At 44.5% G+C, this 13086-nt stretch carries 9 protein-coding genes; 1 reads left to right on the forward strand and 8 read right to left on the reverse strand.

Features of this window, described 5'->3' with window-relative positions; translation table 11 throughout:
* Positions 1-68 precede the first annotated feature (68 nt).
* Complete coding sequence (locus LG307_RS18825) at positions 69-329, reverse strand: metal-sensitive transcriptional regulator (RefSeq protein ID WP_010196754.1); 261 nt, start codon at positions 327-329, stop codon at positions 69-71.
* Between the two features lie 294 nt (positions 330-623).
* On the opposite strand from LG307_RS18825, the gene LG307_RS18830 reads away from it, so the two are divergent.
* Entirely contained in the window at positions 624-3044 is a 2421-nt protein-coding gene (locus LG307_RS18830) for a beta-galactosidase (protein ID WP_404445177.1), read from the forward strand.
* A gap of 251 nt (positions 3045-3295) precedes the next feature.
* Here the strand turns inward: LG307_RS18830 and LG307_RS18835 are convergent, their stop codons facing one another.
* From LG307_RS18835 to LG307_RS18865, 7 genes are all read right to left on the reverse strand, one after another.
* Complete coding sequence (locus tag LG307_RS18835; RefSeq protein ID WP_404445179.1) at positions 3296-4054, reverse strand: sugar phosphate isomerase/epimerase family protein; 759 nt, start codon at positions 4052-4054, stop codon at positions 3296-3298.
* Between the two features lie 71 nt (positions 4055-4125).
* The gene (locus LG307_RS18840) at positions 4126-5094 is read right to left on the reverse strand and encodes a sugar phosphate isomerase/epimerase family protein (protein WP_404445181.1); all 969 of its coding nucleotides are present in this window, start codon (positions 5092-5094) and stop codon (positions 4126-4128) included.
* A gap of 15 nt (positions 5095-5109) precedes the next feature.
* Positions 5110-6147 (reverse strand): Gfo/Idh/MocA family protein, encoded by a 1038-nt coding sequence (locus tag LG307_RS18845; protein ID WP_404445184.1) that lies wholly within the window; start codon positions 6145-6147, stop codon positions 5110-5112.
* A 13-nt stretch (positions 6148-6160) separates the two neighbouring features.
* Entirely contained in the window at positions 6161-6883 is a 723-nt protein-coding gene (locus tag LG307_RS18850) for a ThuA domain-containing protein (protein WP_404445186.1), read from the reverse strand.
* A gap of 432 nt (positions 6884-7315) precedes the next feature.
* Positions 7316-8302, reverse strand: coding sequence for a LacI family DNA-binding transcriptional regulator (locus LG307_RS18855; RefSeq protein ID WP_404445189.1), 987 nt, complete (start codon positions 8300-8302; stop codon positions 7316-7318).
* Positions 8303-8464: 162 nt separating this feature from the next.
* Positions 8465-9580 (reverse strand): Gfo/Idh/MocA family protein, encoded by a 1116-nt coding sequence (locus tag LG307_RS18860; protein WP_404445192.1) that lies wholly within the window; start codon positions 9578-9580, stop codon positions 8465-8467.
* A gap of 78 nt (positions 9581-9658) precedes the next feature.
* Positions 9659-13027 (reverse strand): GH36-type glycosyl hydrolase domain-containing protein, encoded by a 3369-nt coding sequence (locus tag LG307_RS18865; RefSeq protein WP_404445195.1) that lies wholly within the window; start codon positions 13025-13027, stop codon positions 9659-9661.
* Positions 13028-13086 lie beyond the last annotated feature (59 nt).

Here is a 13086-nt window from a genome sequence, read left to right on the forward strand (position 1 = left end):
AATACCCTAGTGGGTATCAATAACTCTATAATATACCTCTTAGGGTATATTATCAAGTACTTTTTTTACTACCTGCTTTTAATAAGAAGATCGACCGCTTGTTGCACCATTTCGCTCGTCTCTTCGCCTTTCAGTACATTTTCCCGAACGCATTGCTCCAAGTTTGTACTAACGATGACGCCAATGGCACGTTCAATTGCAGTGGTTGCAGCATTTAACTGTGAGACCACATCTCGGCAATCTTCACCTTGCTCCATCATATGAAGAACTCCCCTGATTTGCCCTTCGGCACGCTTCAAACGATTCTTCATTTGGTTAGTGTATTCCATAGCAGACATGCACCTCCTGTTGAAAATAATGTAGTAACAATGTCTATGCCCATATATTATACCCCCGAGGGTATAATGTCAACCTTTTTGAGAAGAAATTTTTTACTTACTTATTATATAGAATGGTGTTGTTTTATTTCTTCTATGCTGATTTTATAGAACCCTAACTAAATAAAATCGTTTCAACAAACACCTATTTGTGTTAGGATTATTCTTGTATATTAATTAGCGAAACGTTTCGATTAACTTAATTTGTAAGCGCTTTTCTATTTTACTCCGAGGGGATGAAAAGACATGATTGAGATTAAAAACAAACAGATACTTATAGATGGAAAACCAGTACTTGTTATGTGCGGGGAGATACATTATTACCGGTTGGAACGAAAAGATTGGCAAGATCGAATTAATAAACTGAAAGATGCAGGCTGTAATGCCGTCGCCACGTATATTCCTTGGTTGTGCCATGAACCTGTTGAAGGACAGATGGACCTAGATGGTCACAGCCGACCTGAATTGGACTTGGGTGCGTTTATCGACCTTTGTGCCGAAAATGATTTATATTTCTTTGCCAGACCAGGACCGTTCATTATGGCGGAAATGAAAAATGAAGGGATACCTCATTGGGTATCTGAGAAGCACCCGGAAGTTATCCCAGTAGGTTGGGATGGAAATGCCGCTACCACACCGACATTAGATTATTTGGCTCCAAACTTCCTAAAAGAAACAAAAAAATGGTATGAGGCCGTGATGGCAGTAATCGCCCACCGCTTGCACACAAACGGCGGCAATATTATTGGGGTACAGCTTGATAATGAGATTGGAATGCTATCTTGGGTCAGCAACTGTCCTGATTTGACAGAGCAGTTGTTGGAGGACTTTGTTACCTGGTTACAAGAGAAGTACGAAGAAGCAGAGTTAACGCAGCGTTATCCATTTAACTTGCATGATGCATCCGAAAGAGTCCATGGCATCCGCTCTCCAAAGGAAGAGTATGCTGCCGAACTGATGCGTGATCTAGGCCACTATATGAGACACCGTTTTACCCGCTATGTCGCGATTTTGCGTGAGTTTGCTGAAGAGTACGGTGTAAAAGATGTTCCGTTCATCGTCAATATTCATGGAACAGGAGGCGGCCGCGGATTGACGTATCCGATTGGCATCTCTCAGCTTTATGAATCTTATACCCAAAGTGAGGGCTTTATGTCCGGATCTGATATTTACTTTGGAGACTTGGATATGGAATCGTTCCAGGATCTTTACTTGATTAATGGTTTTATGGACGCCGTTCATCATCCTGATCAGCCTTTGACTAGCGTCGAATTCAACTGTGGCGATGGCAATTTTGGTGAAACATATGGCGGTCGCTATGACGTATCCGCAGCCGATTTTAAAACAAGGATGTGTGTGGCACAAGGAAATCGTCTTATCAACTATTACCTGTTTACCGGGGGGTATAACTACAGAATCGAAGAAGCAGCAGGCGACGGGAACGGACGAATCGCATCTACGGGAGAACGCCACGGATTTGCAGCACCGGTTAATCCAGAGGGTAAGCTCAACTACACATTCCCTCGCATGGCACGCTCCATTAAAACAATGATGGCAGTCGGGGACAAGCTTGCAGCAATGGATGAGGACCGAGACTCTGTAGCCTTTGCGTTTATTCCAGATTACTATATGACCGAATATCGCTATCCTGATAGTGCGAAAATGCGTGAGATTGTCGACAACATCACGATGCACCGTGGAGCAGGAGCATGGGAGATTGTTGCGCGTGCCATGTTGCTTGCAAGCTACCGTTTCAGTTCTGTCGATGTGCAAAATAAAGAATTGAATCCTGAAGTGACCAAGGTGCTTGTGTTGCCATCAGCGCGTTATATGGACAAAGATGTTCAGCTGAAAATAGTGGAGTATTTGAAGCGTGGTGGAGGAATTCTATTGTACGGAGAGGTCCCGACCTTTGATATGGAAGGAAAGCCTTTCACTGCACTAGCTGATGAGCTTGGTGTGATGCCTCTTGGAGTGACATTCAATGAGCATGGCCGATTTATGTCCCTAACTGCGGACGGATGGGCCGCCGAGCGTCCTGAGATACGCACTTATTTTACACAGACATTTGATCTTGGTTCAAATGCAGAAGCGATCATGCGTGTAACGGAATCCTATGAGGTATGTGGTTTTGACGCAAAGGTTGGCCAAGGTCGGGCTATCGTGCTTGCGACTGCTTATCGCTGCGATATTGATCTTTTCAAAACTGCGCTGGAGCGACTTGGGGCAGTGGCGGGTCTAACCCATGATTACGAGTACCATGGGATATTCTCGACTTCGGTTTCTCGTGGCGATGAGCGTTTTATTCATCTGTTGAATTTGGATGGTTTTGAAAAGGACATTCAGATTCGTTTAAACGAGGTAAATCTCTTGGACGGCCGCACATTCACCCTGCAAAGTAAAGATGGCGTAATGCTTCCGTTGAATGTGTCATTAGTGAAACCAGGAGTGAAAGTAGTTTATTCGACTGCTGAAATTATAGAGGTATCTGCTGACTCCATTGCCTTCCGACTGACACAAAGCAGTGACAGCATTCTCTTGGAAACAAACAGGGTTGTGCTGGAGGATGCAGATTATCAAGTGGAAGAGGTTGATTCCTCAAAAGTTTTGATTACTACTAAGAAACATGGGAAAATTGATGATCATTTGGTGATCAACTTTAAATAATATCATTCAAAGAGCTGTCCAGATGCCCTCACTCTTCAAAAGGAGGCGGGTATTTGGACATTTTTATAGTGATTTAGCCGAGTTCATGCCGAAACACGGTGAGCTCATGCCAAAATGATGCAAGTTCGTGCCAAAGCACCCCGAGTTCATGCCAAAATCCATCGAGTTGATGCTGATTCCCAAAATCCACATAAACAAACTAAAAAACAGGCAGCCCCCCTTACTCCGGCGGCCACCTGTAACACAAAACTTTAAATTTTCTCCATGATCCCTTTCAAATTCCCAATACTCACACGCAAACTGTCCAACGGATTCCCAGGACACACATCTTGCTCAATGATGTACCATTCTACACCGTTCTCTTCTCCCCAGCGTAAAACTGGTTCAAAGTCGATGACGCCTGTTCCTACTTCGGCAAAGCTTCCTTCCTCACCTGCAGCCATATCTTTCATATGTAATGTTGGAACTCGACCAGATAATGGAGCCAAGAATTCCACCACATCATTACCAGCTTTCGTCACCCAATAAACATCCAGTTCAGCATGTATCAAGTTATCTTCGCTTGGTTCCAATAGATATTCCAATGCAACCTGCCCGTCTACTCCTGTCTCAAACTCGAAATCGTGGTTATGATAGCTGATCGTGTAGCCGTCTTTTTTCAACACAGCAGCAAGCTCGTTCAACTCCGACTTCAGAGAAACATAATATTCCTCCGTACGGTCCTCTTCCACCACATATGGCATAACAAGATGCTTTGTACCGAATAGCTCTGCTTCATCCAACACGGCATGAAGCTCGTTTCGTAATCGATCGACCCCGACATGCATGCCGGCAACGGATAACCCTAATTCCTTCAACGCAGCCGCAATTTCTTTTGGATCATGACCGTAAAGTCCTGCCATTTCCACACCAGCAAAATCCATCTCTTTCAGTTCTTTTAATACGCCGATAAAATCTTTCTCCAGTAAATCGCGCACTGTGTATAGTTGCGCAGCAATTTTATGTTTCATCCTCAACCGCCTCCATTTTTATAAAAACAAGCAACCAAGATCGTTGGTTGCTTGTTGACAATAGCTTAAATTTACACCCACCACATATCAGCAGGTTGTTCTTTAATCAATACAGATTGAAGGTTCGTCACTGCACGTGCAAAGCCTTCTTCAATCGACATGATCGGATCTTCATGCTCGATGCTGACTACATAATCGTAGCCATAAGTGCGGAGTGCACTCATCATGTCCGACCACTCTTGAACACTATGACCGCACCCGACAGAACGGAAGCTCCATGCACGAGTTTGCACATCGCCGTATGGCTGCATGTCCGTCAAGCCGTACATGTTTACATTATCCTGATCGATGTACGTGTCTTTTGCGTGGAAATGATGGATTGCGCCAGCTTTTCCTAGGATTTTAATCGCTGCAACAGGGTCGATACCTTGCCACCATAAATGACTTGGGTCCAGGTTTGCTCCGATTGCAGGAGACGTTAACTCACGAAGCTTCAGCATCGTGTGTGGCGTATGTACCAAGAATCCGCCGTGTAACTCAAGACCAATTTTGATGTTACGCTCTTCTGCGTACTTCCCTACTTCCTTCCAGTAAGGAACAAGCTTTGTTTCCCACTGCCATGTCAACACGTCGCCATATTCATTTGGCCAAGGTGCAACAGGCCAGTTTGGCGCTTTTGCATTTTCGCTGTCACCAGGAACGCCGGAGAAGCAGTTAACCACTTCTACACCTGTCAAAGCAGCAAGGTCAATCGTTTTAAGTAATGTTTCATGAGATTCTTTTGCAAAAGCCTCATCCGGTGAAATTGGGTTACCGTGGCAGCTGAATGCACTGATTTGCAAACCGCGAGAATGAATCTCTTCCATATAAGCGTTGCGTGCCCCTTCGTCCTCAAGAAGTGTATCCAGTGGACAATGGTTGTTTCCAGGATAGCAGCCTGTTCCGATTTCCACTGCATCCAACCCTGCCGCTTTTACATAATCAAGCATTTCAATAAATGACTTATTTGCAAAAAGAACAGTAAATACGCCTAGTTTCATAAGTGTTCACGCTCCTTAGTTCAATTCGTTTTGGATGTTGACAATTTTCTTCGTTTCGTTGGATTCAAGCGCTCCTAAAATAACCATTAAGGAGTTCTTTCCTTCGTTTCCGTCTACAAGTACTTCTTTGCCTTCTAAAATGCTTGCTACAAAATGGTCGATTACATGAGAACCTGTTTGTCCGCCTGTATCGTTGCTTTGGATTTTTCCTAATTCGTAGCGAACTGTTTCACCAGTTGCATATTGTACGACTAAAGAGTGAGTAGGATCATCTTCAAGACGAAGTACCGCTTTTTCCGCGTAGATGATGGTGGAGTTATCTTCACGCTTGTAAGACCAGCTTGCAGCTAACGTTCCTACGATGCCGCTTTCTGTTCTTAGCGCGCAAACTGCCGTGTCATCCACATCTGTGTTTTCTTTTGAAGAAGTTTCGATGAATGCTCCTACTTCCACGATTTCTTCTCCTAAAAGGTAACGCATAAGATCGGACTTATGTACGCCAAGGTCTCCCATCGCGCCGATGAATGCTTCTTCTTTACGGAAGAACCAGCTGTCTTTCCCGTCCACACTCCAACCTTCTGGTCCAGGGTGTCCGAATGCCGTACGGAAGCTGTAAATCTTCCCGATTTCACCGCTTTCGATCAGTTGTTTTGCTTTTTGGTGAGATGGAACAAAACGTTGGTTGTGTGCGATCATCAGCTTTTTGCCAGATGCTATAGCAGCAGCGATCATCTCGTCTGCTTCTTCTTTTGACGTTGCCATCGGTTTTTCACATAAAACGTGCGCTCCAGCTTTGGAAGCATAGATGGATACAGGGGCATGCAGGTAGTTCGGTGTGCACACACTCACAACATCCAATTCTTCACGGTCGATCATTTCTTGATAACTCTCATATGCTTTCCCACCATATGTATCAACTGCTTGCTCCGCGCGTTCTAAAACTACATCACACAGTGCAACAAGCTCCACATTTTGGTTTGCATGGTACTCAGGTAAATGGCGGTGCTTTGCGATACTACCGCACCCAACTACTCCAACTCGCAACTTTTTCATCTTGTTATCCCCCTTATTTGCTTTTAATTTCTTCTAATGGTTTTGCATTTCCGTAATATACATCGCCGATCGTAGTCGGTTTTGCCCAATTTACAGCATTCTTGATGACTTTTTGCACTTTCTCATGATAGTAAGTCGGGTATGTTTCATGACCTGGACGGAAGTAGAATACTTTCCCTTTTCCACGCTTGTATGTGCAACCACTGCGGAAAACCTCTCCGCCTTCAAACCAGCTCACAAACACTAGCTCGTCCGGATCTGGAATATCAAAGTGCTCGCCATACATTTCTTCGCGCTCGATATCGATGTGTTCCCCGATTCCTTCTGCGATTGGATGGCCTGGTGATACGACCCAGATGCGTTCTTTCTCGTCTGCTTCTCTCCACTTCAAGTCACAAGTCGTACCCATCAATGTTTTGAAGATTTTAGAGAAGTGACCAGAGTGAAGAACAATCAATCCCATTCCGTCTAGTACTCTATTTTTTACGCGAGTGACGATTTCATCTGCAACGTCATCATGCGCGACATGTCCCCACCATAAAAGAACGTCTGTGTTATTCAATACTTCTTCGGTAAGTCCGTGCTCTGGCTCGTCCAATGTAGCCGTTCTTATTTCGTAGTCTTCTTGTTTTAGGAAGGAGGCGATGGCACCGTGGATACCTTCTGGATATACTTCTCTTACTTTTTCGTTTGTCTGTTCATGGCGGTTTTCATTCCATACCGTTACTTTAATCATTGTTTGTTGCCCCTTTCTTTGCTACCAGTCTATTTTGTTGCACCGCTGCTGATTTCCGCGCCAGGCTTCGCTTTCCGCGGGGCCCTGCTGGAGCCTCCTCGGCAAGCCTGCGGGGTCTCCACCTAGTGCTATCTTCCGCTGGAGTCTTCGCCTTTCGCTCCAATCATCAGCTAGGTTACTTTTATTTATTGCAAAATCTCTAACTCTATTATTTTGTTGTGGTCATGTGTGTGGGAACGTTTCCATATTGCGATATATGTAACGTCTCAAGATAACTCTTCTACATTATAAATGGATAATAAAGCGTTTTCAATGTTAAAGTCCGAACTAGATGGTAAAATTCCGACTTCCTTCGACCACTCTAACAAACTAAACAAAAGGCCCTTCCTGTCACATCAACAGGAAAGGCCGGACCATAACTTCATTTTCATCTTATTTAACCGACTTACGCTCCACAATCTCAGTGGAAAGATTATAGTAATTCTCTACTGAATCCTCTTTGGCCAACGCCTGAAATACAACATGTACCGCTAATGCCCCAACCTCATATTTCGGCTGTCTTACCGTTGTCAAAGGCGGACTCACATATTCAGCCAGCTGGATGTCGTCATATCCGATGATGGAAATATCATCAGGCACGTTGATTTTATTTTCTTTAAATGCTTGCAAGCCACCAATGGCCATCTCATCATTGGCATAGAAAATGGCTTCCGGTAGCTGGCGTTGGGCGATCATCATTTTCGTTGCCCGGTAGCCGCCTTCACGTGTGAAATCTCCGGATAGCTTCCATTTGTTTTGGAATTGGATGCCGTGGTCCCTTAAGGCAGCCATGTAGCCGTCAAATCGCATCTCGTTATCATGGGAGTTTATTGGTCCGCTCACATAGCCAATTTCGCGATGCCCTTTGTTAATCAGGTATTCTGTTGCCGCATAGCCGCCGTGAATATTGTCCACTTCCACTTGATACACAAATTCGTGGTCAAGCTTTCGGTCAAGTACCACGATCGGGAATCCTTCGCGGGCTGATTCTAAGATAATATCATTTGTTATATTATGGGCAAGGATGATTGCTCCATCCACCCTTTTTTCTTTTAAAAATTTTGCTGCCGTTGATTGCGCTCCACCGACAGAGCTGCACGCTATCAGGTCGTAACCATTTGCCGTTGTCACTTCCTGGACCCCTTTGATGAGTTCGGAATAAAACGGTCCCGACAGATCCCGTAAGATGAGTGCGATTGTGTTTGTTTTCGTTCTTTTTAAATCGGATGCAAAGCCATTTTTGAAGTAGTTCAACTCCCTCGCCGCTTCTTGCACCTTTTTCATCGTAGCAGGACTGACCTTGTTTACATTATTCAGTGCATAGGATGCCGTGGAAACTGCTACTCCGGCAAGCTTTGCCACATCTTTGATTGTTGCCACCTTGCTTAACCCCCTTTTACAGACAGGCCAGTTGTCCAAAATCAACAAGTGAATCCGCCCTTTTCGAAACGTTTCAATCTCCTATCTCTAGCATAATGTAAACGTTGCTATTATTCAATAGTTTATAGCTTCCATAGGGGGTTTTCTAAAAGAATATCCTGCTTAATTTTCAAACAAATCCTGATTTTCCTGACTTAATCCATAAGGTAGTATTTCAGGGCGGGAACAACTATTTTTAATGTGAATATGCTTTCCTTCCTCCGAAGATTCGTGGATCGCATGCATGACTTCTAGAACCTGCAGAGCCATATGTCCGTTCGCCCTGTGAGGTCTGCCGGCTCTAATGGCATGGGCCATATCGGCCGCTCCAATTCCTCTGCTGTTATCTGTGTACCCATATTCCAGTGGAACTTCCTTAAAATCGTTCTTGCCCATTTCTCGGACCCGAATCGCTCCGCCAAAATTGTTTGGATCAGGAACACTTAATGTTCCTTTAGTTCCGTAGATTTCCATGCAAGGAAGCTGGGTGCCGCCCATCACATCAAAGCTTGTGATTAACGTTCCTACCGCTCCATTTTCAAAATCAAGCAAACCGGTGACATGTGTTGGTGTTTCTACCGGAATTTGGCGTCCATAATCTTCTTCTCTGGTTACCGTCCGATTTTCAAAGGCTGATTGAGTCGAACCAGACACTCGTTTGATCGGTCCCAAAAAATGAATGAAAGCCGTTAAGTAATATGGTCCCATGTCAAACATCGGTCCGCCACCCTTTTGGTAGTAGAAGTCAGGAGCTGGATGCCAGCCTTCTGGACCTGCTCCAAGCATAAAACCTGTTGCAGCAACCGGCTTGCCGATCACCCCTTCATCGATTAGCTTGCGACAGGTTTGCAAGGCGCCGCCAAGGAAGGTGTCAGGAGCACAACCGACACGGAGTCCCTTTTGCTCGGCTAGTTCCAAAAGCTTTTTTCCTTCTTCGACTTCTATCGTTAACGGTTTTTCAACAAATACGTGCTTACCTGCTTCAAGTGCTGCAAGTGTCACTTCATAATGTGCTTTTGGAATGGTCAAATTGATCACCATTTCAATTTCTGGGTCTGCCAGCATTTGTTCGACAGTATAGACCTTCTCGACGTTATATTCTGCTGCCTTTCCTTTCGCACGTTCTACATTCAAGTCTGCCACTGCCACAATATCCAAGATGGAAAATTTGGTTGGCGCTTCTAAATAAATTCCGCTGATGGTGCCGGTCCCGATGACGCCTACTTTCACTTTTTTCAAAACTTTCTCTCCTCACAAAGAAATACGGCGCACATAAATCTACGCCGTATCCCATATTTAAATTGGCATCTTCCTATTTTACCCTTTTAGTGGTAAAAAAGATTTAATGAATACCTCGATTTTATTATCACCTTCAACCAAATGTTGCTCCAATACGGATTTGCTGATGACAAACCCTCCGTTACGGTAACGGTTGGAAACTTCTATTCCATCAACCGCTTTGCCATTCACCCTAACTTGCTTCTGCTCTTGATCTAAGTGATAAACAAACTGAACATCATGCCCGTTCACTTTATACGTAAAACGAAGGCCGTTCATATCTGCCGGCAATACAGGATCCACTACAAGGTCTCCAGCTTGGAAACGGATGCCAAGGCAGTTGGAAATCAATTGATTCATGTAGATACCAGGTCCGCTAGAATAAATTCTCCAGCCGCCTTTTACTTTTACAGAGCCGTCGCGTAGCTTGCCGAATTGCTCTTGTGCTTCGTAACGGTCATTGAACTGGCCGTCAGATGAACTGAAGTATGCATTGCTTTGGCGGCGTTCTGCGTTTGGCACCGCCTTCTGGATGTTGATTGGGTTGATGGTATTCAATCCATTCCAAACCTCGTCTGTCTTCCCAAGCTTCGCCATCGCTTCCACGTAACGGATATGTGCGTGCACATATTGAAGTCCGATTTCACGACCGAAGTTTGCAGCCTGCTCTGCACGCTTAAAGTGAGTGCTGACACCACCTGCATAGTTTGCCGGGCGGTTCATGAGGCGAACGCCGTCTGGGCAGTACAACTCTTTTTTAATCAGTTCAAAATGTGCTTTTGCCTGTTCTGGCGTCAATAGTTCACTGATCATGCTTCGTGTCATCGGCAGCAGACGATAATGAATACCTGTTTTCGTGTCTTCAGGGTGTACCATTAATTCCGGTTTGTCCTGTTCTTCCATGTAGACGAAACCAGGAATCACATCAGATGCAAGCATGTATTTGTTAAAGTCTATTTCAATGCCTTTTGCCAAAGTTTTCAGTTCTGCGGCATCTTCTGTTAATACATCCTCAAGTGCTTTAGAAAGAGTGTTCAACACTTGATAGGTCAAAGAAACGGTCCAGCTAGATACCATGTATTGCTTCAACTGGGCATTTGCAGGCTGCAGCGTGTCATCCCAGTCTCCGTCCCCATAGGAAGATAAGAAAGTATCGTGAAGGAAATGATCCTTAATGAATTGAATTTCTTTTTTCGCATGTTCTAACACAGTGGCTTTTTCTTCTGTGAAAGTGAAAGCACCACGAACCGTGTAAGGAACCTTTTCTTCTAAAATAGAGTAGTCCTTTGTGATGGTCAGGTAATCACTTAATACTTTTAACGGCCAAACGATGATATCTCCGTGGCTTTCTTCACTTTGAATACGATTGTATTGATCGAACATGAACCATTGAGGCCAGTTCCCTGTATCCTCATATTGGTGAGTGTACACCTTTTTGATGATTTCCTTCACGCTTTCGTAGTTTTGCGTTGCCATGAAGTACTCTGTTGGTCCCTGGCAGACATCACGCGTACCCCATGCCGCTCCGCCGTATTGCTCAAGGCCATGCGGCACCGAGTAGTGGACAAGCATGTTGTGCGTGTACCACCATGCAGTGGCATTCATTTTTTCTAGCTCTTCCTTGCTTTCATTACCCAATGACAACTTGAACCCGTTCATCACTTTTTCAAAAAATGTACGGTAACGCTCTACTTCTGTTGCAAAGTTCGGAGTTGCAAACTCTCTCTCTTCTCCGTGTAACAACCCTTGAACGGTCATCGTCCAGCTTGCTGTTGCTTCTGTTTCCAATACCACGAGGGAAGCAGATCCTGGAACGACTCCTTCTGCAAGCTTGGTTTCGTCGCTAACAGTGAACCCAACACCGTCAAGTGTGAGCTTGTAAGCCAGGTCAGGGTAAACATGCTTGCTGTCAGACCCTTCCACTGCTGTGAACGTCAGCACTTTACCGTCCTGTTTCATATCATAGGCAACAACCAGCTCATTGTTATTCATGGAGATCTGATTTGTAACAAGGTAGCGATAGTTTTTGCCGTTTTCAGACGTTACTTCTAGTTGAATGTCAGGAGAATTTACTACCGTATAGTTCGTTACCACAATCACATCGTCCGCAGTTTTGTAGTACCAGCGAGCATAGTTAAAGCCGATTTCGAATAGTGTAGGCATCGTTAATAGCTTGTACTGCCCTTCGACCTCCATATAGATGCGTTGTCCAGAAGTTTTCATGACATTCAATGCATTACGAGCGTTTGTCATCATCTTATGGAAGGAAGTGTTGCCTACCACTAGCTGAGAGTTGAAGATTCCGTACATATAAGAAGTGGAAGTGATGATGTTTTCCGTCATTTTGTCATTATTGCCTGACATGATGATATGGCCGTGTGGACGTTCCACGACAAGTTCTTTTTCCTTTAACACGATGTGCTCATACGTATCGGTGAAGAAAGATAGTAATGTATCTCCTTCCCATTCTTCTTGCTGGCGAACGGGGAAGTATTTATCCAGTTCCACTTTTGTAAAAGAAGATCCGGATAGCACTCCAGACAGGTTTGCGTTAACAGTAACTTTCTCCAGCTCTTCAGAAGAATCAGAAGCAAGCCCCTTCACTTCTTCCCAAGCTCGTGCTACTTCTTCCGTAAACTCAAGCTCTGTTACAGCTTCCTGATGGTTCTCTTTAAATAAGCCGTAAAACACGAAGCTATCTTGCCCAGCAAGCTCAACCTTTTCAGACTGCAATCCTATATAGGCAAATTCATATTGATAGATTTCATTAGCTAGGGTTTCTTTTGAAAGGACTTCAGGCTCATTTGTTTCCTTGTAAGAAAGTCCAAAGAATTGGAAGCCATCTGTTGAGTAGCCCACTGCTTTTGTCATGGACCCTTGCTGCAGGTATGGGAACCCTCCTGGTTGCGGCTGGTTCTGGCGGGAGCAGACAACATAGCCATTTTGTTTGTTTTCATATACGCTGTGGTCGATGTATTGAGACAGGTAGGATTCGTTTGTACGTACAAGTCCCTTGCTTCCAATTCCAACGTCTTGCCCGTAGACAACATCTACAGTTTTTCCTGTACCATTTACGTTTACATCCCAGAACCAGATGCCTTTTTCTGATAGTCGGAATCTTACGGAATAGCCGATGTCTGCAACCGAGCCTTCCCATTTGATTTCGTTTTGGGAGTAGCTTGTGCTGCTGGCGGATTTTACGCCTAGTAGCGGGTAGGCGTTGATGCCGTTTTCTCCGTGAACGCGAAGGTATAGATTGTTCAGTGCGCCGTCGATCGGATTGGACATCCATTGATTGATCATGATTTCTTTGTGAGTGGCTTCGAAAAGATCCCCGCTGTTTAGGAAGGTGAAGCGAACGTCCCCTGCGTTTATATTAATCTTTTGATTGGCTGTTGTTGTTTGCATGTTAAAGTCCTCCTTTAATGGATGTTGCTGCTTATACGACGCAGTTGATTTCCGAAAAA

Source organism: Sutcliffiella horikoshii (assembly GCF_044809035.1).
Classification (GTDB): domain Bacteria; phylum Bacillota; class Bacilli; order Bacillales; family Bacillaceae_I; genus Sutcliffiella_A; species Sutcliffiella_A horikoshii_G.

Bases quoted from the DNA above. Each gene is read 5' to 3' on its own strand.
- LG307_RS18840 (WP_404445181.1), bottom strand. From the start codon at position 5,094: ATGAAACTAGGCGTATTTACTGTTCTTTTTGCAAATAAGTCATTTATT.
- LG307_RS18865 (WP_404445195.1), bottom strand. From the start codon at position 13,027: ATGCAAACAACAACAGCCAATCAAAAGATTAATATAAACGCAGGGGAC.
- LG307_RS18835 (WP_404445179.1), bottom strand. From the start codon at position 4,054: ATGAAACATAAAATTGCTGCGCAACTATACACAGTGCGCGATTTACTG.
- LG307_RS18825 (WP_010196754.1), bottom strand. From the start codon at position 329: ATGGAATACACTAACCAAATGAAGAATCGTTTGAAGCGTGCCGAAGGG.
- LG307_RS18845 (WP_404445184.1), bottom strand. From the start codon at position 6,147: ATGAAAAAGTTGCGAGTTGGAGTAGTTGGGTGCGGTAGTATCGCAAAG.
- LG307_RS18830 (WP_404445177.1), top strand. From the start codon at position 624: ATGATTGAGATTAAAAACAAACAGATACTTATAGATGGAAAACCAGTA.
- LG307_RS18850 (WP_404445186.1), bottom strand. From the start codon at position 6,883: ATGATTAAAGTAACGGTATGGAATGAAAACCGCCATGAACAGACAAAC.